Consider the following 26,211-nt stretch of genomic DNA (forward strand, 5'->3'; position numbering starts at 1 on the left):
ACGAAGCCTTAACTTTGAATAGGAGACACCCGTGTCAGATGCCCAGCAGATCACCCTTCTCGTCGACGGCGAAGAGACCAAGGTGACTACCGGGACCACCGGCGCGGAACTCTTTTTTGAGCGCCGCGACGTTGTTGTGGCCCGCGTCAACGGCGAACTGAAGGACCTGGACCAGGCGCTCCCGGAGGGTGCCGCCGTCGAATCCGTCACCATTGACTCCCCGGACGGCCTCAATGTCCTGCGGCACTCAACAGCCCACGTTATGGCCCAGGCGGTGCAGCAGTTGCGCCCCGACGCCAAGCTCGGCATCGGCCCGTACATCACCGACGGCTTCTACTTCGACTTCGACGTCGAGGAACCCTTCACCCCTGAAGACCTGCGCCAGCTGGAAAAGATGATGCAGAAGATCATCAACCAGAACCAGAAGTTCGTCCGCCGGGTTGTCTCCGAGGACGAGGCGCGCGAGGCCATGAAGGACGAGCCCTACAAACTCGAACTGATCGGCCTTAAGGGCGCCGGGTCCGACGCCGACGGCTCCAACGTCGAGGTCGGCGGCGGCGAACTGAGCATCTATGACAACGTCGAGCGCAAGGAAGGCACCGCCGTCTGGTGCGACCTGTGCCGCGGGCCGCACCTGCCCAACACCAAGCTGATCTCCAACGCGTTCGCCCTGACCCGCTCCTCGGCGGCCTACTGGCGCGGCAGCGAGAAAAACAAGCAGCTGCAGCGCATCTACGGCACTGCCTGGCCCACCAAGGAGGCCCTGAAGGCCTACCAGGAACGGGTTGCCGAGGCAGAGCGCCGCGACCACCGCAAGCTCGGCGCCGAACTGGACCTGTTCTCCTTCCCGGACGAGCTGGGTTCCGGCCTGCCGGTGTTCCACCCCAAGGGCGGCATCATCCGCAAGGCCATGGAGGATTACTCCCGCCAGCGCCACGTCGACGCCGGGTACGAGTTCGTCTACACCCCGCACATCACCAAGGGCCACCTTTACGAGGTCTCCGGACACCTCGACTGGTACCGGGACGGGATGTTCCCCCCGATGCACATCGACGCGGAACTGAACGAGGACGGCACGGTGCGCAAGCCCGGCCAGGATTACTACCTGAAGCCGATGAACTGCCCCATGCACAACCTCATCTTCGGCTCCCGGGGACGGTCCTACCGCGAACTGCCGCTGCGCCTCTTCGAATTCGGCTCGGTGTACCGCTACGAGAAGTCCGGCGTGGTGCACGGCCTCACCCGCGTCCGGGGCATGACCCAGGACGACGCCCACATCTACTGCACCCGCGAGCAGATGAAGGACGAGCTCACCACCACGCTCAACTTCGTCCTCGGGCTGCTGAAGGATTACGGCCTTGAGGACTTCTACCTGGAGCTGTCCACCAAGGACCCCGAGAAGTTCGTCGGTTCCGACGAGGTCTGGGAGGAAGCCACCCAGACCCTGGCCGAGGTCGCGCAGGAATCGGGACTGGAGCTTGTCCCGGATCCGGGCGGAGCAGCGTTCTACGGCCCCAAGATCTCGGTCCAGGCCCGGGACGCCATCGGCCGGACCTGGCAGATGTCCACCATCCAGCTGGACTTCAACCTGCCGGAGCGGTTCGAGCTTGAGTTCCAGGCCGCCGACGGCACCCGGCAGCGGCCGGTCATGATCCACCGCGCCCTCTTCGGCTCGATCGAACGGTTTATGGGTGTCCTGACCGAGCACTACGCCGGGGCGTTCCCCGCGTGGCTGGCGCCGGTCCAGGTGGTGGGCATTCCCGTGGCCGAAGCCTTCAACGACTACATGTTCGACGTCGTCGGCCAGCTCAAGGCCGCCGGGATCCGCGCCGAGGTGGACATTTCCTCGGACCGTTTCCCGAAGAAGATCCGGACTGCCAGCAAGGACAAGATCCCGTTTGTGCTGATCGCAGGCGGGGACGACGCCGAGGCCGGCGCCGTGTCCTTCCGCTTCCGTGACGGCAGCCAGGACAACGGGGTGCCCGTGGCCGAGGCCGTCCAGCGGATCGTCGACGCCGTCCGTAACCGGGCCAGCTAGCGGGGGAGCAGCACGTGCAGGAGACCACAGGCGCTGTCCCGGGCTACCCGGGGGACGACGGCGTGACCGACGACTTTGGCCTGGCCGGGGTGCCGGACGCGTTCCAGCGCCTGTGGACTCCGCACCGCATGGCCTACATCAAGGGCGGCCAGCACCAGTTCAAGAACCCGGACGACTGCCCGTTCTGCGTCGCTCCGGAACGTGAGGACGACGATTCCCTGATCGTGTACCGGGGACAGACCTGCTACGTCGTCCTGAACCTCTTCCCGTACAACCCCGGCCATCTCCTGGTCTGCCCCTACCGGCACATCCCGGACTACACGGACCTGACCGTCGAGGAAACCGCCGAGTTCGCCGACCTGACGCAGACAGCCATGCGGGTGCTGCGCAAGGTTGCCAACCCCAGCGGGTTCAACCTGGGAATGAACCAGGGGGTGACCGGCGGCGCCGGGATCGCCGGCCACCTGCACCAGCACGTGGTGCCGCGCTGGGGCGGGGACGGTAACTTCTTCCCGATCATCGCGCAGACCAAGGCGATCACCCAGACGCTCGGCGAAGTCCGCCAGCAGGTGGCCGAGGCGTGGCCGCAGGCCGCCGACAGCGGCAGCGACGCCGGTCCGTCGACCCCGGGGACCGCGAATGCTGAATAAGCACGCCCGGAGTTTCTTCACCGCACTCTTCTCGCCGCTGGCCCGGTGGCTGCTGCGGATGGGCATTTCACCGGACGCCGTCACCATCATCGGCACCGCCGGTGTGGTGGTCGGTGCCCTGGTGTTCTACCCCCTGGGTCAGTTGTGGTGGGGAACGTTGTTCATCACGGCCTTTATTTTTTCCGACGTCATTGACGGCATCATGGCCCGCATGCAGGAACGCGGCGGACGCTGGGGCAACTTCCTGGATTCCACCCTGGACCGCGTCGCCGACGGTGCGCTCTTCGCCGGCGTCGCCATCTGGTTCTTCACCGGCGGCGCCGATACCCCCATCGCCATCGCCGCCGTCGTCTGCCTGGTGCTGGGCATGGTGGTGTCCTACGCGCGGGCCAAGGCGGAGGCGCTCGGCTACCACGCGAACGTTGGGATCGCAGAGCGGGCCGAACGGCTGGTCTCGGTGCTGGTAGTCACCGGTTTTACGGGTCTCGGCCTGCCCACGGTGGTCCTTCTCGCCACCCTCTGCCTGCTGGCCGTGGCCAGCTTCGTGACCATTGTGCAGCGGATCGCCGCCGTGCACCGCCAGTCCGTCGACGAGATCGAGGGAACGGCCAGCGAACAGGCCGCCTGAACACCGTAACCGGAATACAACCGGGCCCCGGCGGGGGACTAGTATTAGCCTTACCGGCCAATGGTTCCCGGTAATCCGGTGTGTGCGAGCCGGTGTACGCCAGATTGTCATCTGCGTGCCGCCCGTGCCCCGGCGAGGTCATCTATCTACCCATAGGGGTTTTTGTGTCTACACCTGATGTAAGCAACGAAGCCGGCGCGTCCGCCAAGAACGTAACGGGCAGCAGCCGCGTCAAGCGCGGCATGGCGGAGATGCTCAAGGGCGGCGTCATCATGGACGTCGTCAACGTCGAGCAGGCCCTCATCGCCGAGGATGCCGGCGCCGTTGCCGTCATGGCGCTCGAGCGCGTTCCCGCCGATATCCGCGCCCAGGGCGGCGTGTCCCGCATGAGCGACCCGGACATGATCGACAAGATCATCGACGCCGTGTCCGTCCCCGTGATGGCCAAGGCCCGGATCGGCCACTTCGTCGAAGCCCAGGTCCTGCAGTCCCTCGGAGTCGACTACATCGACGAGTCCGAGGTCCTGACCCCGGCCGACTACACCAACCACATCGACAAGTGGAACTTCACCGTCCCGTTCGTCTGCGGTGCCACCAACCTCGGTGAGGCGTTGCGCCGCATCAACGAGGGCGCGGCCATGATCCGCTCCAAGGGTGAGGCCGGCACCGGAGACGTCTCCAACGCCACCACCCACATGCGCCAGATCCGCGCCGAGATCCTGAAGCTGGCCGCCCTGCCCGAGGACGAACTCTACGTCGCCGCCAAGGAACTGCAGGCCCCGTACGAACTGGTCAAGGAAGTTGCCTCCACCGGCAAGCTCCCGGTCGTGCTGTTCACCGCCGGGGGCATCGCCACCCCGGCTGACGCCGCCATGATGATGCAGCTTGGCGCCGACGGTGTCTTCGTCGGCTCCGGCATCTTCAAGTCCGGCAACCCGGCCCAGCGCGCCGCCGCCGTCGTGAAGGCCACCACCTTCTTCGACGACCCGGACGTTATCGCCAAGGCCTCCCGCGGCCTGGGCGAAGCCATGGTCGGGATCAACGTCGACGAGATCCCGCAGCCGCACCGCCTCGCCGAGCGCGGCTGGTAACTCGCGCTAATGAGGGCGCCGGACGGCGCTGATCCTCGGCGTGCTATTCCCCGCGCCTTGTTGGCAGCTAAGCGGCAGCCCGGGGCGCGGGGCCCCTTTTACGCACGCTGCCGGATCACACCGCCCGGGGCCTTGCGCTTTTGATGAGTACGACGGCGGCGGGTCACCTTATTTGGGTGGCCCGCCGCCGTCGTTTCCTCTTAAGGGACCTACTCGAGGCCGCGGCGCTTGAGCAGAGGTTCCAGCTGGGCGTCCCGGCCGCGGAATGCACGGAAGGACTCCAGCGGGTCCCGGCTGTTGCCGCGGGAGAGGAGTTCGGCGCGGAAGAAGTCACCGTTCGCCCGGGTCAGCCCGCCGTTGGCCTTGAACCACTCCACGGTTTCGGCGTCGAGGACTTCGCTCCAGATGTAGGAGTAGTACCCGGCCGCGTACCAGCCGCCGGCGAAGATGTGCTGGAAGTAGCCGGTCCGGTAGCGGGGCGGGATCAGGCTGTGCGCCACCCCGGCCGCGGCGAGGGCCTTCGCTTCGAACTCCAGCGCGTCGTCGGGAATCTCCGAGCCGTCGAGCACATGCCAGGCAAGGTCCAGCAGGGCCGCGCCCAGGTACTCCGTGGTGCCAAACCCCTCGCCCCACAGGGCGGCCTCGTTGAGCTTGTCCACCGCTTCCTTCGGGAGCGGCTCGCCGGTGGCGTGGTGCCGGGCGTAGTTGGCGAGCACCTCCGGCCACATGATCCACATTTCGTTGACCTGGGACGGGTACTCGACGAAGTCGCGCGGCACGGAGGTGCCGGCGAACCGCGGGTAGGTGACCGAGGAGAACAGGCCATGCAGGGCGTGCCCGAACTCGTGGAACGTAGTCCGGAGCTCGTCCAGCGTCAGCAGGGTGGGTTCCCCGGCGGGCGGCTTGGAGATGTTCAGGTTGTTGATCACCACCGGCCGGGTATTCAGCAGTCCGGACTGCTCCACCAGCGAGTTCATCCACGCCCCGCCGCGTTTGGAATCCCGGGTGTAGTAGTCGCCCAGGAACAGCCCGAGGTCGGTGCCGTCGGCGTTTTTCACTTCCCAGACCCGGACATCCGGGTGGTAGCCGGCAAGGTCGGTGCGCTCGTGGAACGTGATGCCGTACAGGGCGTTGGCGGCGAAGAACACCCCGTCGCGGAGCACCCGGTCCAGCTCGAAGTACGGCCGCAGGGCCTGTTCGTCCACGGAATACCGCTCGCGTTTGACCTTCGCCGAGTAGTACGCCCAGTCCCAGGCCTCCAGCGGGTGGCCGGCGACCTCTGCCAGGGCCTCGGCCTCGGCGTCGGCGTTCCGGACAGCGGCCGGGGCCAGCCGGTTCATCATGGCCTGCACCGCTTCGAAGTCCGGGGCGGTCTGCTGGTCGACGCTGAGCTCGGCAAAGTTCGCGAACCCGAGCAGCGCCGCCTTCTCGGCACGGAGCCGGACCATGTCCTTGACCAGATCCAGCACGTCCAGGCTGCCGCCGCCCGTGCCGCGGCTGACGGAAGCCTCGAACAGCCGGCGCCGCACATCACGGTTCTCGAGCGCGGCCAGTGCCGGCTGGTTGCTCGGCTGGATCAGGGTGAGCAGGAACTTCCCCTCGTGGCCCGCGGTCCGGGCGGCCTCGGCGGCGCTGGCGACGTCGTCGGCGGGAAGCCCGGCGAGGTCGGCGGCGTCATCGAGCAGCAGCGAGGCTGACTTCATGCCCTCCTTCACGCGTTGGCCGAACTCGGTGCCAAGCGTGGACAGCTCGGCGTTGATCGCCTTCAACCGCTCCTGGCCGGCGTCGTCGAGCTGGATGCCCGACTGGCGGAACTCCTTGAGGTATTCGGTCACCAGCCGGCCCGATTCGGCGTCAAGCCGGTCGGTATTGATCGCAGCGAAACGCTCGAACAGCCCCCGGTTCAAATAGACTGCGTCCTGGTGCGCCGAGAACGCGGGGGAGAGCTGCGTCTCAAGATCCCGGATGGCGTCCGAGGCATCCGCGGAGACCAGCGTGAAGAACGACGCCGCCGCACGCTGCAGGAGCTGTCCGGAGCGCTCCATGGCCAGCGCGGTGTTTTCGAAGGTCGCCGGTTCCGGGTCGTCCACGATCGCCTGGATTTCGGCCAAATGTTCGGCCAGGCCCGCTTCGACGGCTTCGGAGTAATGCCGGACCTCGATGTCCGCGAAAGGCGGCAGTCCGTAGGGCAAGGGGCTGGGGCTCAGCAAGGGGTTGGTCATGAAATAACTCTTTCATGTACGGCGCCGGTTCTCAATGGAGTGCTGCGCGTGTTGTGATCCCGGCCACCGTACGATGGCGGAATGCATATCATCACCACCGGGCTGCGCGGGCGGCTGCTGGCCGGATCTGCAGCGCTTGCGCTGACGGCCACCCTGGCCTCCTGCGGACTTGTGGCCCGCCCGGACGCCAACTCCGCGCCGTCGTCGTCCGGCACCTCAGCAGGCGCGCCCGCCGGTGCCTCCGCCGGTACATCCGCGGGCTCCAGCCCCGGCAGCACAGCTTCGGCGCCGGGCACACAAGGACCGTCCACGCCCGCTCCCACGCCGACCCCCGGAAAGGGGCCCGCCTGCGCGGCCGTCCGCTGCACCTCGGTGCTGATGACCGGAGACATGCTGGTCCACGCCCAGCTGTGGGAACAGGCGCGCGCGGACGCCCTGGCCGCCGGCTCCAAGGGCCTCGACTTCGGCCCACTCCTGGCCGGCCAGCGCAGATACATAGAAAAGAGCGACCTCGCCATCTGCCACCAGGAGACGCCGGTGTCCACGCCCACCGGCCCGTTCTCCGCCTACCCGTCGTTCAACGTTCCGCCGCAGATCATCACCGCTGCCCAGCAGGTGGGGTATCAGGCCTGCACCACGGCCAGCAACCACACCATCGATCAAGGCACCAAGGGCCTGGTCCGGACTCTGGACGCCCTCGACGCCGCGGGCCTCCAGCACACCGGGTCCTACCGCAGCGAAGCCGATTCCCGCGGCATCATGATCATTCCTACCGCCGCCGCAAACATCGCCGTGATCGAAGGGGCCTACGGGCTGAACGGCCAGACCCCGGAGTTCGCGTGGCAGGTGGACATGCTCAATCCTGCCGCGATGATTGCCAAAGCCAAGAAAGCGCGGGCGCTGGGGGCGGACATTGTCCTCGGGGTGATGCACGCGGGGGATGAGTATGCCAGCGTGCCGAACGCGGAACAGCGCAGCGTGGCACACGCCCTGGTGGACAGCGGCCAGTTCACCATGATCTACGGCCACCACACCCACTCGGTCCTCCCCATCGAACGGTACAAGGGGACCTGGATTGCCTACGGGCTTGGGAACGGCGTAACGGAACTTTCACCCTGGTACGTGGTGAACAACGAAGGGCTGCTGCTGCGCGCACAGTTCAGCCAGGACGACGCCGGTAAGTGGTCCGCGTCGGACCTCGCCTGGGCGCCGTCTGTCATTGTCCGCAGCCCCTACCGCTGGTGCTCTGTGGCCTCCGACGCCCCGCAGGGTCCCTGTGCCGGCGCCGCGGCGGACGCGGCCACCCGGCTGCGGACCCGTACCGTGGTGGAATCGATGGGCGCCGCCGCCGCGGGCGCCCACGAACTCCTGATCACCAAGGAACGCTAGGGGTGGCCGCGCCGCTGCCCGCAACCGTCCACCTGTTGTGCGGCCTGAATGGTGCCGGAAAAACAACCCTGGCGGGCGAACTCCAGGCATCCCTTCCCGCAGTCCGGTACAGCCTGGATGACTGGATGCTCCGGCTCTACCCGGAACTGCACTACGCAACAGGCGAGTATGGCCGCCGGGCGGAGGCCTGCAAACTCCTGATATGGGATACAGCCCGGCAGGTCCTGGAGGCCGGTACCGACGTCGTCCTCGACTGGAACCAGTGGAGCCGCGCCCGGCGGGCGGAGTGGCGGGACCGGGCCACGGGCGCCGGTTTCGCCGTTCTCCTGCACCACGTCCGGACTCCGCTACACACAGCCATAGAGCGCACGCGGCTCCGGACGTTGGCCGGAGAGCCGAACTCGCACCCGTTGGACGAAGCTGGTGTCCGGCACCTGGCGGGCATCTTCGAGGACCCCGAGGCCTCGGAAGGCTTGCCGGTAGTCACCGTGTCCACCTAACGACGGCGGGACTTGGGACTGCGGCCGGCCGCCAACAGGCGCCGCCCGTCAGCGCGGCGGGCGCTCCGAAACCGCGCGGACCATAAAGACGCTGTGCGGGTCCAGGACGTAGTCCGCGAATGGGGGGCAAACGGTGAACCCGTGACGTTCGTAGAGCCTGCGGGCCGGGGCGAAGAACTCCTGCGACCCGGTCTCAAGGAACAGCCGCTGGTAACCACGCCGCGCCGCCTCGTCCAGGATCCCGGCGAGCAGAAGCGAAGCCACACCGCGGCCGCGGGCGTGGTTGGCCGTGCGCATCGACTTGATCTCACCTTCGGCGGTCCCGAGTTCCTTCAAAGCCCCGCAGCCAAGGAGACGGCCGCCGTCCGGGCCGCCGTCGTCGCGAGCAGTCCAGAAGGCGATGTCCGGACCGGCCAAAGCCTCCGGGTCGAGGGCGTGGACACTCTCGGCCGGTGATGTGGCGGCCATGTCGGCGAGGTGCTCTGCCAGCAGGTTCAGCACGTCCGGCCGTGCCGGGGTGTCGCGCGCGATGGTGATCATGCACGGGCCTCGGGCGCCGGGATTGAAGCTACCCGTAGCATCCTGGGGACGTCCCGGTCAGCGCGGCCGGCGGGCTGCGTGCTCGCGTGCCTGCACGGCGTAGGTGTCATCGGGGGTGCCTGGAACGAAGCTGCCAAACTTCCGCTCCGCCGCAGTCTTGATCAGGAAGTCGGCCAGCGCAGGGTTCTTCGGCAGCAGCGACCCGTGGAGGTAGCTGGCGACGATGTTGCGGTAGCGGGCGCCTTCCTGGCCGTCGCTGCTGTTGTTGCCAGTGCCCTTCGCCGTGGTCCCCAGCGGTGTCACGCCCGGTCCCAGCGTCGTCTGGCCGCTGTGGTTTTCGTACCCCAGCACCGTGCCGAACTCCGGCGAGGACACCGCGACGTTGCCGATCAGCCGCTCGTCGGTGCCGTGGGTCTCGACGTCGAGGACGCCGATTCCGGGGATGACGGAGCCGGTCCTGGTCTTAAAGAACTTGCCGAACAGCTGGTAGAGCCCGCAGATGACCAGCATGGGCATCCCGTCCTCGGCCAGTTCCTTCAGGGTGGTTTCACGCGACAGAAGGTCGTCCTGGATGACCAGCTGGCCGCTGTCCTGGCCGCCGCCGCCCACGATCAGGTCCACATCGGCGGGAAACTCGTCACCGACGTTGTATTCGAGCAGTTCCGGGGTGTAACCGTGCCAGCGCAGCCGCTGGGCGAGGACCAGGGCGTTGCCCCAGTCGCCGTAGATGTTCATGTCCCGCGGGTAAAGCTGGAGGACGCGGATGGTGCCCTTGTCCGGGCCGGCCGGGTCCTCGGGCGGCAGGACATGCCCGAAGGAGAGTCCGTGCTGGGCGTCGGCGGGTGCCGGGGTCATGAGACCACCTCCACTGTGGTGATTTTGGACAGCTCGCGGCGGATGGCCAGCATGGCGGTGTAGGTGCAGAAGATCCGCTTTGGCTGGTCCTTCGCGCCGCGGATGAAAGCTGCCAGCGCCGGGGCAATGTCGGTGTCCACAGCGCCGATCGCAACGTCGTCGTACTGCAGCCGCAGGGCCATGTCGTAGGCGCGGGAGCCGGAGAGCTGGTCCACGCCGGCATCGCGCAGGGTGTCGAATTCGACGTCCCAGAGCCAGGACATGTCGCGGCCGTCGGCGTAGTTGTCGTTGATGGCGATCATGGTGGCGTAGCCGGCGGCCGGGAACGACTTCAGGCCCAGCCGGAATCCGCTGGGGTTCTTGACGAGGACCAGTTCCAGCGGGAGGCCGTCGACCACCAGGGATTCACCGCGCCCGAAGGCCGGAGCGACGTTGGCCAGCGCCGTCAGCAGTCCGGCCTGGTCGGTACCCGTGCCGCGGACGGCCGTGACCGCACGGGCCAGGGTCAGCGCGGCGGCGGCGTTGAAGATGTTGTACACGCCTCGCAGCTTCATGCCGGTGCTGACAATCTCGCCGTCGTACTCGAAGTCGGCGTCGCTGGCACCCACGCGGCGGAGCACGACGTCGGCATCCGGCTTGGCGGGTGCCGGCGGCACCGGGCTGCCCGGCGCGGCCCGCATTTCGTCGTCGTTGGGGAAGGTGCTGAGCAGTGAATGGTCCAGGCCGAAGTAGCGCACTTCAGGGCCGCCGTGGCCGGCCTGGGGGAGCGCGTCCGCGATCCGGGCGACGCGGGGGTCCTCACGGTTCAGGACGACGGTTCCGGTGGTTTTGGCGGCGATGTGCTGGAGCAGTTCCGCCGTCTTGTCGATTTCGCCGAATCGGTCCAGCTGGTCGCGAAGGACGTTCAGCAGCAGGCAATACCGCGGCGGGACCCTGTTGACGAAGTGCACGGCGTGGGCCTCGTCGAGTTCCAGGACGGCGACGTCGGCATCCAGCCGGCCGCGCCAGTCCACCTCGCCGAGCAGTGCTGCCGCAACGCCACGGGTGAAGTTGCTGCCGGTTCGGTTGGTGAAGACCTTCAGGCCCTGGCTCTCCAGGAGTTCGACGACCATCTTGGTGGTAGTGGTCTTGCCGTTGGTGCCGCTGACGACGGCGACCCCCAGCGGAAGGGTGGAGAGCGTCCGTTGCATAAACCCAGGGTCGATTTTCTCAACCACCAGGCCGGGGAGGGCAGAGCCTCCGCCCCGGAGCCGGGAAACCCGGCGAACGAACTTGCCGAGCGGAACGCTGAAGTAGAGCATGCTTTGTAATATATCCCAGCGGCGGCATGGAACCGGGTCCTGCGGTGCGCCCCGGTGCGGCCCCGAGCACTATGCTGGCAGGATGACCACCCCCCACTCTTCGCCTGGCTCCCGCGTGGGATCCGGCCTGCGGATTGGCGTCCTGGCCCTCCAGGGCGACTTCCGGGAACATCTCCACGCCGTTGAAGCCGCCGGCGCTGCCGGCACCGCCGTCCGCCGCCCCACCGAACTCGACGGCCTGGACGGCCTCATCATTCCAGGCGGCGAATCGACCACCATCGACAAGCTTTCGCGGATGTTCGACCTGCGGGACCCCCTCCGTGACCGCATCCGGTCCGGGCTTCCCGTCTATGGCTCCTGCGCGGGCATGATCCTGCTGGCCGATGAGATCGCGGACCCCGCGACCGACCTCGCCGGCAACCCGCAGCAGACCTTCGGCGGCCTTGACATCACTGTCCGCCGCAACGCCTTTGGCCGGCAGCGCGAGTCCTTCGAAACCGACCTTGAATTTGCGGGGCTGGAGTTCAGTGCCGATGAATCCGGCGTGGCCCCCGTGCACGCCGTCTTCATCCGCGGCCCCTGGGTGGAGCGCGTCGGCCCCGCCGTCGAAGTTCTAGCGAAGGTGGAACCGTCGAAGGCCGGCCACCCGGAATCCCTCGACGGGACAGCTAGAATTGTTGCAGTGCGTTCCGGCAAGCTGCTGGCCACCTCCTTCCACCCGGAAGTGACGGGGGAGAAGCGCGTGCATGAACTGTTTATTCGAATGATCAGAGGAGAAGCGTAAAGCATGTCAGGCCACTCCAAATGGGCGACGACCAAGCACAAAAAGGCCATCCTTGACAGCCGCAGGGCCAAGTCGTTCGCCAAGCTGATCAAGAACATCGAAGTTGCCGCGCGGATGGGCGGACCGGACCTCTCCGGCAACCCCGGCCTCGAGCTCGCCGTCACCAAAGCCAAAAAAACCTCGGTTCCGGCTGACAACATCGACCGCGCCATCAAGCGCGGCGCCGGGCTCACCGGCGAGGTAGTCGACTACACCGAAATCATGTACGAGTGCCGCGGACCCCAGGGCTCGGCCCTGCTCATCGAGTGCCTCACGGACAATAAGAACCGCGCGGCCTCCGAGGTCCGCTTGGCCATCTCCCGCAACGGCGGCACCATCGCCGATCCCGGGTCGGTCAGTTACCTGTTTTCCCGCAAGGGTGTTGTGTCGCTGCCGAAGAACGGCCTGACCGAAGACGACGTCCTGATGGCCGTCCTCGAGGCAGGGGCCGAGGAAGTCAAGGACAACGGCGAGACTTTTGAAATCCACTCCGAACCGACCGACCTCCAGGCCATCCGCGATGCGCTGAAGGAAGCCGGGATCGAGTACGACACCGACGAGGCCGAGTTCGTGCCCTCGATGCAGGTGCCGCTGGACGTGGACGCCGCCAAGAAGTTCATGAAGCTGGTGGACGCGCTGGAAGAGCTCGACGACGTGCAGAACGTCTACAGCAACGCCGACCTCAGCGACGAAGTACAGGCAGCGCTGGAAGCCGAGTGACCCTCCGCGTCCTCGGCGTCGATCCGGGCCTGACCCGCTGCGGCATCGGCGTCGTGGACGTGGAAAAAAACCGCCGCGCCACGATGGTGGCCTTCGGCGTCGTCGGCACGTCCCCGGACGAGAGCCTGGACCAGCGTCTTCTGGTCATCGCCACGTCCATCGACGAATGGCTGGATAAGCACGAGCCGCACGTCCTCGCCGTCGAACGGGTGTTTTCCCAGCTCAATGTCAGCACCGTGATGGGCGTGGCGCAGGCGTCCGGGGTGGTGATCGCCGCGGCGGCGCGCCGGGGCATCCCGGTGGCGCTGCACACGCCGTCGGAAGTCAAAGCGGCAGTGACCGGCAGCGGCACATCCAACAAGGACGCCGTCACCAAACTCGTCACCAAGATCCTCCGGCTGGACGCCCCGCCGCGGCCGGCCGACGCCGCCGACGCATTGGCCCTGGCCATCACGCACGCGTGGCGGGCCGGCAGCGGTGCGGCGGTAGCCACAACGGGCCCCGGAAGCCAGTCGCTGACCCCCGCCCAGCGCGCCTGGGCAGCGGCGGAAGCCAAAGCGCGCCGGGCGCGGTGAATGTCCCGCCGTCCCGACGCACTGCTTGGTAGGGTATTCGTAGATATGTTCGGATCGCGGGTCCGGCCGGTTAACACTGGCTGAACCAGCACCAGCCGGAAGTCCGGCTGAAAACCCAGGAGCCAGGCCTTGATCAGTTTTCTCCGCGGAACCGTAGCGCACGTTGGCCTGTCCTCGGCAGTGATCGACCTCAACGGCGCCGGCATGAGCGTCAACGCCACGCCGCAAACCCTCAGCAAACTCCGGGTCGGCGAGGAAGGCAAGCTGTTTACCTCCCTGATCGTCCGGGAAGACTCGCTGACCCTCTTCGGCTTTGGCAGTGACGACGAACGTGAGGTCTTTGATGTCCTGCTCAGTGTGAGCGGCGTCGGTCCCCGGCTGGCCCTGGCCGTCCTCGCCGTCCACGAACCCGAGGCGATCCGCGTCGCCGCGCATTCAGGGGACGGCAAGGCCTTCACCAAGGTGCCCGGCATTGGCCCCAAGGTCGCGGGCCGGATTGTGCTGGAACTCGCCGGCAAGCTGGTGCCGCACGGCACGCCGGGCGCGGCTGTGCCGTCCGTCTCCGCAGAAAGTGTGTGGAAGCCCCAGGTGGTGGCGGCCATGACCAGCCTGGGCTGGTCCGAAAAGGACGCCACCGCCAGCATCGACAAGTCGCTGGCGGATTCGCCCGAACTCGCCGAGCAGGGAAACGTCGCAGAGATCCTTCGCGCCACCCTGCGCTGGCTCGGCCAGGATGGCGCCCGTGCCGGGAACCGGGTAGGCGCGCGTGGCTGAGCCATCCATCGTCGGCGGGGGAGAGGAACCCGAGGAGCGCGCCATCGAGGCGGCCCTCCGGCCCAAGAACCTGCACGACTTCGTCGGACAGCACCGGGTCCGCAAGCAGCTCTCCCTGGTGCTTGAAGCGTCGCGGATGCGCGGCCGCAGTGCCGACCACGTGCTGCTCTCCGGGCCTCCCGGCCTGGGTAAAACAACGCTGTCCATGATCATCGCCGCAGAGATGAATGCCCCGCTGCGGATCAGCAGCGGCCCGGCGATTCAGCACGCCGGCGACCTCGCTGCGATCCTGTCGTCCCTGTCTGAAGGGGAGGTCCTGTTCCTCGACGAGATCCACCGGATGTCCCGCCCGGCCGAGGAAATGCTGTACATGGCCATGGAGGACTTCCGCGTCGACATCGTCGTCGGGAAGGGTGCCGGCGCCACGGCCATTCCGCTGGAACTGCCGCCCTTTACCCTGGTGGGCGCCACCACCCGCGCCGGCCTGCTCCCGGGGCCGCTGCGGGACAGGTTCGGCTTTACCGGGCACCTGGAGTTCTACTCCGTCGAGGAACTCGAACTGGTGCTCCGGCGTTCGGCCGGCCTGCTGGACCTGAAGGTGAACTCCGCAGGTTTCAGCGAGATCGCCGGCCGGTCCCGGGGCACACCCCGCATCGCCAACCGCCTTCTGCGCCGCGTCCGGGACTGGGCGCTGGTGCACGGTGTCGACCAGATTGACGCCCGTTCCGCCTCCGCAGCCCTGGACATGTACGAGGTCGACAAGCGCGGCCTGGACCGCCTGGACCGGGCAGTGCTTGAGGCGCTGATCACCAAGTTCGGCGGTGGCCCGGTGGGGCTGTCCACCCTGGCGATCGCCGTTGGCGAAGAAACCGAAACCGTGGAAACCGTCGCCGAGCCCTACCTCGTCCGCGAGGGCCTGCTGGGCCGGACGCCACGGGGCCGGATCGCGCTGGCGCCGGCATGGACCCATCTTGGATTCGCTGTCCCCGCCGGTGTCTTCGGGCAGGACCCGCTGGACCTGTTCCAGGCCGGCGAGCCGGACAGCGGGCCGGCCGGAAGCGGGGAGTACGCTGCGCCCGCCGCGGACCCGGAATGGATCCGTAATAGTCAATAGCACTCGCTCGTGACCTTTTCCCTTTAGACTGGTATGACGCTCGGCACGTTCGGGCCTTCGTTTCCGTGTGCGGCTACCACTAGCCGCTGCTGGCAGGGCATGGTCTTTCTGCCCCGCCAACTGCCGGGTCCCTACCGGGCGGTTCCGGAACGAGGCGGACGTTGCTGTGAAACCAGCTTGCAAGTACAGAACGGAACTTTCCCCTTGGATCCAATGACAATTCTCCTGTTCGTCATGCTCGGCGTGTTCGTCTTTATGATGTTCCGCCGCAACAAGAAGACGCAGCAGCAGCAGGCGGAGCTCCAGTCGAAGTTCAGCCCCGGTGTTGAGGTAATGACCAGCTTTGGCCTCTTCGGCCGCATCGTCCAGATCGACGACGCCGAGAACAAGGTTGTCCTGGAGCTCTCCCCGGGCAACACCGCCACCGTGCACCGCCAGGCCGTGACCAAGGTCGTCGAGCCGGTAGTTGCTGCCGAGGAGCCCACGGTCGTTCCCGACGACGCTTCCTCGCTGACCCACGAGCCCGCCGAGACCGTGAGCCCGGTTGACAACGTCGACGGCGCCGCCGTCGCCGGCGACCCGCTCCGCAACGAAACGCCGGATGAAACCCTGCGCCGCCTCAACGACGAAGGCAAAAAAGACAGCTAGTCTGCCTCCTGAGCTAACCCGCGGCGCTACGGTGCGCGGGCATCCGCCGGTGCAGGCCTGAGAGCCCGCACCGGCGGTTTCCTCCGTAAACAATAGAAAGATCGACAATGGCACGAACTGGCCCCAAAAACTCAGCCCTCCGGGTGCTGGTCTGGCTTGGCGTTATTCTCGCCGTCTTGACTGCCGTCCTGGCCGGCGGCAACATCGCCGGGCAGGCGAGCTGGGCTCCGAAGCTGGCCCTGGACCTTGAAGGCGGCACCCAGATGATCCTGGCGCCCAAGGTGGAGGGCGGTTCTGGCATCAACGAAGAACAGCTCAACCAGGCCGTCGCGATCATCCGCCAGCGTGTTGACGGTTCCGGCGTCGCCGAAGCCGAGATCAGCACCCAGTCCGGCCGCAACGTGGTGGTCAGCCTTCCGGGTACCCCGTCGAAGGAAACCCGTGCCTTGATCCAGGCCTCGGCCGATATGAACTTCCGTCCGGTGATCCAGGCCGGGGCCGGAGCAGCCGTTCCGGTCGCCTCCCGTACCCCGGCGAACAAGCTGCCCAAACCTACCGCGGCCCCCGCGAACAGCAGCGACGAGAACTGGATAACCGCCGACGTCTACGAAAAGTACGAGGCGCTGGACTGCGACAACCCCTCCCAGGAAAAGCAGGAGCGCTCCGACCCTGCCAAGCCCCTGGTCACCTGCGAACCGGCTGCCGATGGCAGGCCCGCGGTGAAGTACATCCTGGGTCCGGTTGAGGTTAAGGGATCCAACATCAAGACCTCGTCCTTCCAGCTCCAGCGCGGCGCCCAGGGTGCCGTCACTAACGAGTGGGCCGTCGACATCCAGTTCGATGAGCAGGGCACCGCGAAGTTCAAGACAATCACCGAGCGCCTGAACAAGTTCTACGTCGCCGCCGGCGGCACCACGGGTTCGGACCCGAAGGCCCAGTTCGCCATCGTCCTGGACGACCGCGTCATCTCAGCACCGCGGTCCCAGGCGGTCATCACCGACGGCCGCCCGCAGATCACGGGCAACTTCACGGAGCAGTCGGCCAAGGCCCTGTCGGACCAGTTGCGCTTCGGCGCCCTGCCGATCAGCTTCGAGATCCAGAGCGACCAGCAGATTTCCGCCACCCTCGGCGGGGAGCAGCTGCGTATGGGTATGCTGGCCGGCCTGATCGGCCTGCTGCTGGTGGTTGTCTACTCCCTGTTCCAGTACCGTGCCCTGGGCCTTGTCACCGTTGCGTCCCTGGTGGTCGCCGGTGCCCTGACCTACCTCGCCATCGCCATCCTCGGCTGGACCGAAAACTACCGCCTGTCGCTGGCAGGCGTGGCCGGTATCATCGTGGCCATCGGCCAGACGGCGGACTCGTTCATCGTCTACTTCGAACGTATCCGTGACGAACTGCGCGAAGGCCGGGGCCTGGTTTCCGCCGTCGAGAACGGCTGGAAGCGGGCCAAGCGGACTGTGCTTGCCTCGAAGGCCGTCAACCTGCTCGCAGCCCTCGTGCTCTACTTCGTGGCGGTCGGCAACGTCCGAGGCTTCGCCTTCACCCTGGGCCTGACCGCCATTGCCGACCTGATCGTGGTCTTTATGTTCACGCACCCGACGCTGCAGGTCCTGGCCCGCACCAAGTTCTTTGGCGAAGGCCACAAGTTCTCCGGCCTCGACCCGAAGCGCCTCGGCGCAGTGCCACTGTACCGCGGCGCCGGCCGGATCCGCACACCGGATGACAAGCCGGTGGCGACTCCGCGCGCCAAGAACACCGGTGCCACGGCCGAAGCCGAACGCCGTATGACAATTGCAGAACGACGCCTCGCCGAAAGGCAGGACCAGCTCGCCGGGTCCGCCAAGAGTGCGTCCAAGGAGGGCAAGTAAATGGCAAGCTTCGCCACATTCGGTAACGAGCTTTACACCGGCAAGCGTTCGTACGACTTCGTCGGTTCCAAGAAGATCTGGTTCCTCATCGCCCTGGTCGGCGTCGCGCTGTCCATCCTGCTGCCGGTCGCCAAGGGCGGCTTCAACCTCGGCATCGAGTTCCGCGGCGGCTCGGAATTCACGGTCTCCAACGTCAAGGACCGCGACGCCGGGCTCGGCGAAAAGGCTGTCCAGCAGGTCGTTGCCGGCAGCCTCCCGCGGGTTGCCAACGTCGCCGGCAACACAATGCGGATCCAGACGGACAAGCTCAACGACGACGAGGTCCTCAAGGTCAAGGACGGCCTGACCAAGGCCTACGGCGTGACCGACAACGAGGTGACCTCCACGTTCGTGGGTCCCACCTGGGGCGCCGACGTGACCAAGCAGGCGCTGTTGGGCCTCGCGGTCTTCGTTGGCCTCGCCGCCGTCCTGATGGCCCTGTATTTCCGGACCTGGAAGATGTCGCTCTCGGCCCTGGCGGGTATGGCCGTGACCATGTTCATCACGGCCGGCATCTATTCTCTGAGTGATTTCGAAGTGACCCCCTCGGCCATCATCGGGTTCCTGACCGTGCTCAGCTACTCGCTGTACGACACCGTGGTGGTCTTCGACAAGATCCGCGAAAACACCGCCGACCTGCAGGCCTCCACCCGGCGCACGTTCGCCGAGGAGGTCAACCTCGCCGTCAACCAGACCCTGGTCCGTTCCATCAACACCATGATGGTGGCCATCCTTCCGGTCGGCGCCATCCTCTTCATCGGTGCGGGACTCTTGGGCGCGGGAACACTGCGGGACCTCTCCCTGGCCCTGTTCGTCGGTATCCTGATCGGCACCGCGGCGACCATCTTCGTCGCCGCTCCGCTCTACGCCTGGCTGCGCCAAGGCGAGCCGGACCTGGTCAAGCAGGCCAAGCGGGTGCAGCAGCGCCGTGCGGAGAACGCCGCGAAACCGGCGCCTGCCACGGCCTAGCCGGCAACCCGCCGAACACCGCCCCACGGGCCGGAGAGCGTCCCCGCGACGCCCTCCGGCCCGTGGCCGTTCGTCCCGGTTATCGACGTAACCCGCTGCGGGAATAGACTTGAATAATTAACGGGTTGTGAGAGGTGCTTCATTGGAAGAACGTGCGACGCCGGCGCCAGTAGCGCCAGCGGATCAGGGTGCCGGCCAGGGTAGCCAGACTGGCGTGGTTGCTGCCGGACGCCCGGATACGGCCGTCCCGGTCGACAACTCGGGAACCCGGCCCACGTTCCCCGGCCGGCGTGAGCGCACCCGCTCCCGGCTGGCGCGCCTGACCGGCCGCGGCACGCCGTCTTACTCGCCCATCCTGGAGCCGCTGCTGCGCACCGTCAGGGCGAACAACCCCAAGGACGACTTCGAGCTCATCCAGCGCGCTTTCGTTGTGGCGGAACGCTGCCACCGCGGGCAGAAGCGCAAGAGCGGCGATCCCTACATCACCCACCCGGTAGCCGTCGCCACCATCCTCGCCGAGCTGGGACTAAGCGGGACCACCCTGGCTGCCGCCCTGCTGCACGACACCGTGGAGGACACCTCCTACACACTGGAGGACCTGAAGGGCGAGTTCGGCCCCGAGGTTGCCATGCTGGTGGACGGCGTTACCAAGCTCGACAAGGTCAGCTTCGGCGAAGCCGCCCAGTCCGAGACCGTCCGCAAGATGGTCGTGGCCATGGCCAAGGACATCCGCGTGCTCATGATCAAGCTCGCGGACCGCCTGCACAACGCCCGGACCTGGCGTTTCGTGTCGGCCGAGTCGTCCGCCCGCAAGGCGCGCGAAACCCTGGAGATCTTCGCCCCGCTGGCCCACCGGCTGGGCATGAACACGATCAAGTGGGAACTGGAGGACCTCTCCTTCGCGGCCCTGTATCCCAAGGTCTACGAGGAAATCGTCCGGATGGTGGGGGACCGCACCCCGGAGCGCGAGAAGAGCCTCGCCGTCATCCGCAACCAGATCACCGAGGACCTGCGCACCGCCAAGATCAAGGCCACGATCACCGGCCGGCCCAAGCACTATTACTCGATTTACCAAAAGATGATCGTCCGGGACAAGGACTTCGACGACATCAACGACCTCATGGGCGTCCGCGTCCTGGTCGACTCCGTGCGGGACTGTTATGCGGCGCTCGGCGCCATGCATTCGCGCTGGAACCCGCTTCCGGGCCGGTTCAAGGACTACATCGCGATGCCCAAGTTCAACATGTACCAGTCACTGCACACCACGGTGATCGGCCCGGGCGGCAAACCGGTCGAGATCCAGATCCGCACCCACGAGATGCACCGCCGCGCCGAGTACGGCGTCGCGGCGCACTGGAAATACAAAGACCAGCCCAACCGCACCGCTGCCGGACCCGGGAGCCCCCGCGACGGCGACATGGGCTGGCTCCGGTCCCTGGTTGACTGGCAGCAGGAAACGTCCGACCCGGGTGAGTTCCTCGATTCCCTGCGGTTCGAGATCAACGCCCGCGAGGTGTTCGTTTTCACCCCCAAGGGCGAGGTCATGGCCCTCCCCGCAGGTTCGACCCCGGTCGACTTCGCCTACGCCGTCCACACCGAGGTGGGCCACCGCACCATCGGCGCGCGGGTCAACGGCAAGCTGGTCCCGCTCAACAGCGAACTGAACCACGGCGACTGGGTGGAGATCTTCACCTCCAAGGCCGAAGGCGCCGGGCCGAGCCAGGACTGGCAGCATTTCGTCAAGAGCGCCCGCGCCCGGAACAAGATCCGGCAGTGGTTCAGCAAGGAACGCCGCGAAGAGGCGATCGACCGCGGCAAGGACCTGCTCACCAAGGCGATGCGCAAGCAGAACCTGCCCCTGCAGCGCCTGATGACCCACGACGCCCTGGCCGCCATCGCGGAGGACTTCAAGTACACCGACATCTCCGGGCTGTACGCGGGAGTCGGCGACGGCCACACCTCGGCGCAATCCGTGATGGAGCGGCTCGTTGAAAGCCTCGGCGGCAACGACACACCCGAGGATGACCTCACCGAGGTCTCCATCCCCACCCAGGTCACCAAGGCCCGCTACTCGGACTCCGGTGTGGTGGTCCGCGGGGTCGACGACGTCTGGGTGAAGCTGGCACGGTGCTGCACCCCGGTGCCACCGGACCCCATCCTGGGCTTCGTCACACGAGGCTCCGGCGTGTCCGTGCACCGGACGGACTGCACCAACGTCTCCGGCCTGATGGACCAGCCGGACCGGATCGTCGAGGTGGAGTGGGCACCGACCCAGTCCAGTGTCTTCCTGGTGGAGATCCAGGTTGAGGCGCTGGACCGCAAATCGCTGCTGTCCGACGTCACGCGCATCCTCTCGGAGAACCACGTCAACATCCTCGCCGCCAGCGTTCACACCTCCACCGACCGGGTGGCGATCTCCAAGTTCGCCTTCGAGATGGGGGACCCGAAGTACCTCAGCCACGTCCTCAGCGCCGTCCGTCGCATCGACGGGGTCTTCGACGTCTACCGCACCACGGGTAACCGCCGCCGCAGCTGACCGCGGTACAGGGGTCCGGTAACGAGGGTCTCGTGCCCGGATAGGCGGCACCCGGACAGGCTGTGACGTTATGGACCGCGGGCCGTGCGGCCGCCCTGATCGGCCTGCAATTGCGCCAGCGTGGCCAGCGCCGACTTCTTGTGGGGCACCCGCGGCGTGGACTCCACCGCGCGGATCAGCAGCCGAAGCCGGACCCCCAGGCCCGGCGCTGAGACCAATGCTGCCAGGGCCGGCAGTGCGCGTTCGGCCTCCACATGCATGGCGATGTCCACCGCGGTCCGCAGCGGGCTGGTGACCATCAGGCCGCCGAGGCTGACGACGTCGAACGGGCCGAGCCGCACCTCGTGGAAAGTGCACCCGCGCAGGGCCCGCAGGCTGGAAACCCGCCGGTTGGCATCGACCAGCAAGGCCAGTCGGTCCGGTTCCGGGCTGCAGCCGTAGATCCAAGCCGCCGTCATCCGCCCCGCCACTACCCGTTGCCGGACAGGCCCGGGAACGGCGCAGGCCGCCGCCCGCGCACGCAACTGGGGACTCGGCGCGGCCCCGGGCGGCAGGTAGCCGCGCTGGGAGAGCCGCGTCAGCACGCCGTCGGACGCCATCGCCTGCAGCTCGGACCAGGAGAAGAGGGTACCGGGGGAGTAGAGCACCGTAGGCGCGCCCGGAGCGCCCGCACCAGGCGGGCCGGTGCCGGGGGCGGCGGGCGTGAAGCCTGTGGCGGTGCGGCCGGGCGTCTGCGTCATTCAGCCATCGTGCCGTCCAGTCACGGACATGGAACAGGCCCCGCCGCGGTCATGTGGATAACCGCGGCGGGGCCTGTCGGGCCGCTTGGGGCCGGCCGATGCTACGTGGTGCTGCCTAGGACAGTTCGCTCGCTGAGCGCTCCAGCTGCTCCAGCCAGGCCTGCCGTGCCTCCAGCGCTTCGCGGGCGGCCTTGATCTTCCGCTCGTCCCCGGCCTTCTCGGCCTTGGCAAGGTCTTCCTTGAGGCCGGCGATGGCCGACTCAAGCTGCGAGAGGGCGCTGTTGGTGCGGGCCTTCGTTTCCGGGTTGGACCGCTTCCAGTTCTCGTCCTCCGCGTGGCGGACGGCGTCCTCGACCTTCCGCAGCCCGGCTTCGATCCGGCCCATGTCCGCACGGGGAACCTTGCCGGCTTCCTCCCAGCGGTCCCGGATGGACTGCAGGGCCTTCTTGGCCGCTGCGAGGTCCTTGATCGGCAGGAGTTCGTTGGCCTCCACCAGCAGGGCCTCCTTGACCACGAGGTTCGCACCGTATTCCTGGTCGATTTCCTCGTTGGCGGCCTGGCGGTTCGTGAAGAAGACGTCCTGCGCGGCACGGAAACGCGCCCACAGGGCGTCGTCGTCCTTGCGGCTGGCGCGGGGGGAGGCCTTCCACTGGTCCATGAGGCGGCGGTACTCGCCGGCCACAAAGCCCCAGTCGGTGGAGGACGAGAGCGCCTCGGCCTCCGTGATCAGCTTTTCCTTCGCGGCCTTGGCCGCCGAGTTGTTGCTGTCGAGCTGGGAGAAGTACGCCCGGCGGTGCCGGTCGAACACGGTGCGGGCGGCGCGGAACCGCTTCCAGAGCGCATCCTCGTTGCTGCGGCCCAGCCGGACACCACTCTTCTGGGCGGTCTTCCAGCTCTCGAAGAGTTCGTTCATCCGGGCGCTGGAGGTCTTCCACTGGACCTGGGCCGGGTCGTGACCGGCGATGGTCTCGGCTTCGGCGACGATGGCCTCACGGGCGGCGAGTTCAGCGGCGCGGACGGCGTCGTGCTCGGCCTTCTCGGTCTTCTCGAGCTCGGTGATCTGTCCGGAGAGCGTATCGAGGCGTCCTTCAGCGGCGCGGAGGTCACCCACCATGTTCTTCTCTGCCAGGATTTCGCGCAGGTGCGTGACGGTCTTCTGCATGTCCGTGGCGGGAGCCTTGGAGGCTACGCGCTGTTCGAGCAGGACGATCTGGGCGACGACGTCATCGTACTTCCGGGCGAAGTAGCCCAGCGCTTCCTCGTCACTGACGCCCGGATACTGGCCGACAGAGTGTTCCTCGCCATCAATGGTCAGGTAGACGTGACCGTCGCCCTCGACGCGGCCCCAGCGGGCGGCCTCGGCAAGCGAAGCGGCACTGGAGGCGGGCGCGGCGGCCGGTGCCGCAGGCGTCGGCGTTGCCTTGGGGCGTGCCGCGAAGGCGGCAGGCGACGGCGCGGGGCGCGGTGCGGGCGCAGGGGCGGCGGGCGCGGCGGCGGTAGCCTGGGGCGCCGGGGCTGCGGGCGCAGCGGCAGAAGTTGCCTCCGCTGCCGGGGCCTCCTCCGTGGCGGGTGCCTCGGGCGCCTCCGTTGCCGGGGCCTCCTGGACTTCTGCCTCCGGAGCGGCGGGCTCGGCGGCCGGCGTGGTCCCGCCCGGCTCTCCTGCCGTGTCGGTCACCGCAACCTCGGCTTCGGTTTCGTTGGCAGCTGCTGCCACTGTTTCGTCGGATTTCTGACTGTCTGTCACCGCTAGAAGTCTTTCGCTTGGAGGGAAATACCGGCACCGCGGCCGCGAGGGCCCCGGCTGGTTACTTCAGAGAGAACGAGTCTATCGTGACTGGTTCTGCCGGTGCGCCGTCGGTGGCGCTGGCGCCGGCTTTGAGGCCGGCCGCCGCAATCTTGCTGACCACGTCAAGGCCGGACGTGACCTTGCCTACCACGGTGTAACCGCCGGCGGCATCCGCGGGAATCACGGTGTCCTTATAAACAATGAAGAACTGTGTCCCGTTGCCGTAGGCGTTGCCGCCGGTGCGCGCCACCGCAATGGTGCCGGCCGGGTACTTGTTGTCCTTGGGCGTGTTCTCGAGCGGGCCCCAGTTGTAGGCGGGGTCGCCGCTGCCGTCGCCAGACTTGGAGCCGCACTGCAGCACGCCGAAGGAATCGGCGGTGGTGAGCCGGTGGCAGGCCAGGCCCTTGTAGAAATTCTGGTCCGCGAGGGACTTGAACACGGCGGCGGCCTGGGGCGCCTTGGTGCCGTCGAGCGCGACCCCCAGGCTGCCCCGGTTCAGCGCCAGTGTGCCGGTGAAGGTCTTGCCGGCGGCCGTCTCCGGTTTCGGAATATTCGCGCCGTTGCTGGTTGCGGGCGACGGCGTCGCGGACGCCGTCGGGCTCTCCAGGCCGGCCTCGGCGGCCTTGAACTCATCCTCAGTGGGGTTGCTGGAGAAAACTGTCAGCTGCAGCACTATCGCGAGAACCAGGGCGGCCGCGCCCCCGGCGGTGGCGAGGACGTTGTCCCGTTTCCGGCGTTTGTCCTGCTCCCGGCGCAGCTCACGCTTCGCCTCCATCTGCTGGACGCGCCGCTTGGCTTCGCGGGCGCTCCGTGAACTGGCCGCCAAAAGTCCTCCTGGTTGTAAGGCCGCAACCCGGGCCGCGCGGTGGGCATCGATCCGGGTGCAACACGCATGCTGCGGCAGCCGCGCCCGCCGCGGCCGCATTAGAGATGCGCGCGCCGAAAGCATAAACTGACTGCCGCACACAGTTTATGCACGACTGGCCGGTCTGCGCGCGACGCCGCGGCCGCCGGGCCGCCGTCGTTATCAGAGGAGAAAATTCCACCATGGCACGCACCGCCTCCCTGTCCGGATTCCCCGAGTGGCTTCCCGAGGAGCGGATGGTGGAGCTGCATGTGCTGGATACCCTGCGCCGGACCTTTGAACTGCACGGCTTCTCCTCGATTGAGACGCGCGCCGTGGAGACTGTGGGTCAGTTGCTCCGCAAGGGCGAAATCGACAAAGAGGTCTACGGCCTCAGCCGGCTGCAGGACGATGAGGCCGGGACCGACGCGTCCCACAAGGCCGATCCCAACGCCCTGGCCCTGCACTTTGACCTGACGGTGCCTTTCGCGCGGTACGTGGTGGAGAACGCCGGCTACCTGGCGTTCCCGTTCCGCCGCTACCAGATCCAGAAGGTCTGGCGTGGCGAGCGTCCGCAGGAGGGCCGCGCCCGCGAGTTCACCCAGGCGGACATTGACATTGTGGGCGACGGCGAACTGCCGTTCCGCTACGACGTTGAAATCGCGCTGGTGATCGCCGAGGCGCTGAGCTCCCTGCCGATTCCGGACTTCCTGCTCCGGATCAACAACCGCAAACTGGCCGAGGGTTTCTACAACGGCATTGGCCTGACCGACACTGCCGGCGTCCTCCGGAGCATCGACAAGCTGGAAAAGATCGGCCCGGCCAAGGTCGCCGAACTGCTGCAATCGGAGCTCGGCGCCACCGCCGAACAGGCCCAGGCGGCCCTGAAGCTGGCGGCCATCCGAACCGGCGACACCTCGTTCGTGGAGCAGGTCCGCGCGCTCGGCGTCACCAACGAGCTGCTGGAGGAGGGCCTGAACGAACTCGAACAGGTCATCGCCGCAGCCGTCCAGCGGGCCCCCGGCAAGGTCGTGGCCGACCTCAGCATCGCCCGCGGGCTCGACTACTACACCGGCACCGTGGTGGAAACTGTCCTGGTGGGCCACGAGCAACTGGGCTCCATCTGCTCCGGCGGCCGCTACGACGCCCTGGCCAGCAAGGGCAACCGCAAGTTCCCCGGCGTCGGGCTGTCCATCGGTGTGACCCGGCTGGTCTCCCGGATCCTCAGCCAGGACCTCGCCAAGGCCTCCCGGGCCGTGCCCACGGCCGTGCTCGTGGCGCTGGCGAACGACGGCAGCTGGGGAGCGGCCCAGGACGTCGCGGCGCAGCTCCGTGCCCGCGGCATCGCCACCGAAGTGGCGGCAAAGGCAGAGAAGTTCGGCAAGCAGATCAAGTTCGCGGACCGGCGCGGGATTCCCTTTGTCTGGTTCACGGACGACGACGGCAAACACCAGGTCAAGGACATCCGCACCGGTGAACAGGCCGACGCCGATCCCGCCAGCTGGATGCCGGCCGACGAGGACCTCCACGCCCGCGTGACCCGGGCCTGACCCGGCCGAGG

Annotated in this window: 23 protein-coding genes; 16 read left to right on the plus strand and 7 right to left on the minus strand. The window is 67.3% G+C overall.

The window, feature by feature from the left end:
- The first annotated feature begins 31 nt into the window (after positions 1-31).
- The 4 genes from thrS (at position 32) to pdxS (ending at position 4,407) form a co-directional block, all read left to right on the plus strand.
- The gene (gene thrS, locus AC1DHY_RS06260) at positions 32-2,038 is read left to right on the plus strand and encodes a threonine--tRNA ligase (protein ID WP_476903332.1); all 2,007 of its coding nucleotides are present in this window, start codon (positions 32-34) and stop codon (positions 2,036-2,038) included.
- A 14-nt stretch (positions 2,039-2,052) separates the two neighbouring features.
- Positions 2,053-2,688 (plus strand): HIT family protein, encoded by a 636-nt coding sequence (locus tag AC1DHY_RS06265; protein WP_476879961.1) that lies wholly within the window; start codon positions 2,053-2,055, stop codon positions 2,686-2,688.
- Positions 2,678-3,316, plus strand: a complete 639-nt coding sequence (gene pgsA, locus AC1DHY_RS06270; protein ID WP_476903333.1) for a phosphatidylinositol phosphate synthase — start codon at positions 2,678-2,680, stop codon at positions 3,314-3,316. The genes AC1DHY_RS06265 and pgsA overlap by 11 nt, the downstream gene beginning before the upstream one ends.
- A gap of 164 nt (positions 3,317-3,480) precedes the next feature.
- The gene (gene pdxS, locus AC1DHY_RS06275; RefSeq protein WP_476903334.1) at positions 3,481-4,407 is read left to right on the plus strand and encodes a pyridoxal 5'-phosphate synthase lyase subunit PdxS; all 927 of its coding nucleotides are present in this window, start codon (positions 3,481-3,483) and stop codon (positions 4,405-4,407) included.
- A gap of 209 nt (positions 4,408-4,616) precedes the next feature.
- Here pdxS and AC1DHY_RS06280 read toward each other — a convergent pair whose 3' ends face one another.
- A complete protein-coding gene (locus AC1DHY_RS06280; RefSeq protein WP_476903335.1) occupies positions 4,617-6,629 on the minus strand; it encodes a M3 family metallopeptidase in 2,013 nt (670 codons plus the stop codon).
- Between the two features lie 81 nt (positions 6,630-6,710).
- Between AC1DHY_RS06280 and AC1DHY_RS06285 the strand changes: the two genes are divergently transcribed.
- The gene (locus tag AC1DHY_RS06285; RefSeq protein WP_476903336.1) at positions 6,711-8,018 is read left to right on the plus strand and encodes a CapA family protein; all 1,308 of its coding nucleotides are present in this window, start codon (positions 6,711-6,713) and stop codon (positions 8,016-8,018) included.
- Between the two features lie 2 nt (positions 8,019-8,020).
- Positions 8,021-8,518 (plus strand): P-loop nucleotide/nucleoside kinase family protein, encoded by a 498-nt coding sequence (locus AC1DHY_RS06290; protein ID WP_476879816.1) that lies wholly within the window; start codon positions 8,021-8,023, stop codon positions 8,516-8,518.
- A gap of 48 nt (positions 8,519-8,566) precedes the next feature.
- Here AC1DHY_RS06290 and AC1DHY_RS06295 read toward each other — a convergent pair whose 3' ends face one another.
- The 3 genes from AC1DHY_RS06295 to AC1DHY_RS06305 all read right to left on the minus strand — a co-directional run bounded on the left by AC1DHY_RS06295 (position 8,567) and on the right by AC1DHY_RS06305 (position 11,214).
- Positions 8,567-9,058 (minus strand): GNAT family N-acetyltransferase, encoded by a 492-nt coding sequence (locus AC1DHY_RS06295; RefSeq protein WP_476879817.1) that lies wholly within the window; start codon positions 9,056-9,058, stop codon positions 8,567-8,569.
- 57 nt (positions 9,059-9,115) lie between these two features.
- On the minus strand, positions 9,116-9,793 hold the full coding sequence (locus tag AC1DHY_RS06300) for a type 1 glutamine amidotransferase (protein ID WP_476879819.1): 678 nt from the start codon (positions 9,791-9,793) through the stop codon (positions 9,116-9,118).
- 116 nt (positions 9,794-9,909) lie between these two features.
- Entirely contained in the window at positions 9,910-11,214 is a 1,305-nt protein-coding gene (locus AC1DHY_RS06305; protein ID WP_476879818.1) for a MurT ligase domain-containing protein, read from the minus strand.
- Positions 11,215-11,296: 82 nt separating this feature from the next.
- Between AC1DHY_RS06305 and pdxT the strand changes: the two genes are divergently transcribed.
- The 9 genes from pdxT (at position 11,297) to AC1DHY_RS06350 (ending at position 21,280) form a co-directional block, all read left to right on the plus strand.
- The gene (gene pdxT / locus AC1DHY_RS06310; protein WP_476903337.1) at positions 11,297-11,998 is read left to right on the plus strand and encodes a pyridoxal 5'-phosphate synthase glutaminase subunit PdxT; all 702 of its coding nucleotides are present in this window, start codon (positions 11,297-11,299) and stop codon (positions 11,996-11,998) included.
- A gap of 3 nt (positions 11,999-12,001) precedes the next feature.
- Positions 12,002-12,757, plus strand: a complete 756-nt coding sequence (locus AC1DHY_RS06315; RefSeq protein WP_476879271.1) for a YebC/PmpR family DNA-binding transcriptional regulator — start codon at positions 12,002-12,004, stop codon at positions 12,755-12,757.
- Positions 12,754-13,332, plus strand: a complete 579-nt coding sequence (ruvC, locus tag AC1DHY_RS06320; RefSeq protein WP_476879270.1) for a crossover junction endodeoxyribonuclease RuvC — start codon at positions 12,754-12,756, stop codon at positions 13,330-13,332. The genes AC1DHY_RS06315 and ruvC overlap by 4 nt, the downstream gene beginning before the upstream one ends.
- Positions 13,333-13,461: 129 nt before the next feature.
- A complete protein-coding gene (gene ruvA / locus AC1DHY_RS06325) occupies positions 13,462-14,106 on the plus strand; it encodes a Holliday junction branch migration protein RuvA (RefSeq protein WP_476879269.1) in 645 nt (214 codons plus the stop codon).
- The gene (gene ruvB / locus AC1DHY_RS06330) at positions 14,099-15,220 is read left to right on the plus strand and encodes a Holliday junction branch migration DNA helicase RuvB (RefSeq protein ID WP_476903338.1); all 1,122 of its coding nucleotides are present in this window, start codon (positions 14,099-14,101) and stop codon (positions 15,218-15,220) included. The genes ruvA and ruvB overlap by 8 nt, the downstream gene beginning before the upstream one ends.
- A 213-nt stretch (positions 15,221-15,433) precedes the next feature.
- A complete protein-coding gene (gene yajC, locus AC1DHY_RS06335; RefSeq protein ID WP_476903339.1) occupies positions 15,434-15,868 on the plus strand; it encodes a preprotein translocase subunit YajC in 435 nt (144 codons plus the stop codon).
- A 107-nt stretch (positions 15,869-15,975) separates the two neighbouring features.
- Entirely contained in the window at positions 15,976-17,736 is a 1,761-nt protein-coding gene (gene secD / locus AC1DHY_RS06340) for a protein translocase subunit SecD (protein ID WP_476879266.1), read from the plus strand.
- Positions 17,737-18,744 carry a protein translocase subunit SecF gene (gene secF, locus AC1DHY_RS06345; protein WP_476879265.1) on the plus strand — a complete coding sequence of 336 codons (1,008 nt, stop codon included), beginning with the start codon at positions 17,737-17,739 and terminating at the stop codon, positions 18,742-18,744.
- A 142-nt stretch (positions 18,745-18,886) separates the two neighbouring features.
- Positions 18,887-21,280 carry a RelA/SpoT family protein gene (locus AC1DHY_RS06350; RefSeq protein WP_476903340.1) on the plus strand — a complete coding sequence of 798 codons (2,394 nt, stop codon included), beginning with the start codon at positions 18,887-18,889 and terminating at the stop codon, positions 21,278-21,280.
- Between the two features lie 68 nt (positions 21,281-21,348).
- On the opposite strand, the gene AC1DHY_RS06355 is transcribed toward AC1DHY_RS06350, so the two are convergent.
- The 3 genes from AC1DHY_RS06355 to AC1DHY_RS06365 all read right to left on the minus strand — a co-directional run bounded on the left by AC1DHY_RS06355 (position 21,349) and on the right by AC1DHY_RS06365 (position 24,632).
- Positions 21,349-22,020, minus strand: coding sequence for a hypothetical protein (locus AC1DHY_RS06355; protein ID WP_476879263.1), 672 nt, complete (start codon positions 22,018-22,020; stop codon positions 21,349-21,351).
- 115 nt (positions 22,021-22,135) lie between these two features.
- The gene (locus AC1DHY_RS06360) at positions 22,136-23,764 is read right to left on the minus strand and encodes a DUF349 domain-containing protein (protein WP_476903341.1); all 1,629 of its coding nucleotides are present in this window, start codon (positions 23,762-23,764) and stop codon (positions 22,136-22,138) included.
- Between the two features lie 61 nt (positions 23,765-23,825).
- Positions 23,826-24,632, minus strand: coding sequence for a peptidylprolyl isomerase (locus AC1DHY_RS06365; protein ID WP_476880548.1), 807 nt, complete (start codon positions 24,630-24,632; stop codon positions 23,826-23,828).
- A gap of 221 nt (positions 24,633-24,853) precedes the next feature.
- Between AC1DHY_RS06365 and hisS the strand changes: the two genes are divergently transcribed.
- The gene (gene hisS / locus AC1DHY_RS06370; RefSeq protein WP_476903342.1) at positions 24,854-26,200 is read left to right on the plus strand and encodes a histidine--tRNA ligase; all 1,347 of its coding nucleotides are present in this window, start codon (positions 24,854-24,856) and stop codon (positions 26,198-26,200) included.
- Positions 26,201-26,211 lie beyond the last annotated feature (11 nt).

Source organism: Arthrobacter sp. 05L44, assembly GCF_056397605.1.

Bases quoted from the DNA above. Each gene is read 5' to 3' on its own strand.
- AC1DHY_RS06355 (WP_476879263.1), bottom strand. From the start codon at position 22,020: ATGACGCAGACGCCCGGCCGCACCGCCACAGGCTTCACGCCCGCCGCC.
- secF (WP_476879265.1), top strand. From the start codon at position 17,737: ATGGCAAGCTTCGCCACATTCGGTAACGAGCTTTACACCGGCAAGCGT.
- hisS (WP_476903342.1), top strand. From the start codon at position 24,854: ATGGCACGCACCGCCTCCCTGTCCGGATTCCCCGAGTGGCTTCCCGAG.
- yajC (WP_476903339.1), top strand. From the start codon at position 15,434: ATGACAATTCTCCTGTTCGTCATGCTCGGCGTGTTCGTCTTTATGATG.
- AC1DHY_RS06305 (WP_476879818.1), bottom strand. From the start codon at position 11,214: ATGCTCTACTTCAGCGTTCCGCTCGGCAAGTTCGTTCGCCGGGTTTCC.
- secD (WP_476879266.1), top strand. From the start codon at position 15,976: ATGGCACGAACTGGCCCCAAAAACTCAGCCCTCCGGGTGCTGGTCTGG.
- AC1DHY_RS06295 (WP_476879817.1), bottom strand. From the start codon at position 9,058: ATGATCACCATCGCGCGCGACACCCCGGCACGGCCGGACGTGCTGAAC.
- AC1DHY_RS06285 (WP_476903336.1), top strand. From the start codon at position 6,711: ATGCATATCATCACCACCGGGCTGCGCGGGCGGCTGCTGGCCGGATCT.
- AC1DHY_RS06280 (WP_476903335.1), bottom strand. From the start codon at position 6,629: ATGACCAACCCCTTGCTGAGCCCCAGCCCCTTGCCCTACGGACTGCCG.
- AC1DHY_RS06315 (WP_476879271.1), top strand. From the start codon at position 12,002: ATGTCAGGCCACTCCAAATGGGCGACGACCAAGCACAAAAAGGCCATC.
- AC1DHY_RS06300 (WP_476879819.1), bottom strand. From the start codon at position 9,793: ATGAACATCTACGGCGACTGGGGCAACGCCCTGGTCCTCGCCCAGCGG.
- pdxT (WP_476903337.1), top strand. From the start codon at position 11,297: ATGACCACCCCCCACTCTTCGCCTGGCTCCCGCGTGGGATCCGGCCTG.
- pgsA (WP_476903333.1), top strand. From the start codon at position 2,678: ATGCTGAATAAGCACGCCCGGAGTTTCTTCACCGCACTCTTCTCGCCG.